Here is a 246-nt window from a genome sequence, read left to right as displayed (position 1 = left end):
GCCCTCTTCAGCCACAGCGCGCCGGCAAACCCGGCACAGAAAAACCATCCCACCCAGCTCACATCCCAGCGCAGGCAAACTCCAACCAGCCACAGACCAAACGCATACAACACCCTCCGACCAAAAACACCCCTGCTCCCCTCAACGGCTGAAAACAACAGCCAAACGGCACCCAGCACACAAAAAATACCGATCTGCGTATACTGGATATAAGACAAACACTCGAACGCATAATAAGCGCAAAAA

General features: G+C 53.3%; 1 protein-coding gene. It reads right to left on the bottom strand.

What is annotated here, in order from left to right:
• On the bottom strand, window positions 1-218 hold a 218-nt coding region (locus CI070_RS13740), incomplete at its 3' end, for a hypothetical protein (protein WP_218824868.1).
• Between the last annotated feature and the right edge of the window lie 28 nt (window positions 219-246).

It is taken from the genome of Akkermansia muciniphila (assembly GCF_900184965.1).
Lineage (GTDB): Bacteria > Verrucomicrobiota > Verrucomicrobiia > Verrucomicrobiales > Akkermansiaceae > Akkermansia > Akkermansia muciniphila_A.
Note: the sequence above shows the minus strand (reverse complement) of the source record. Positions and strands in the feature narration are given on the sequence as shown.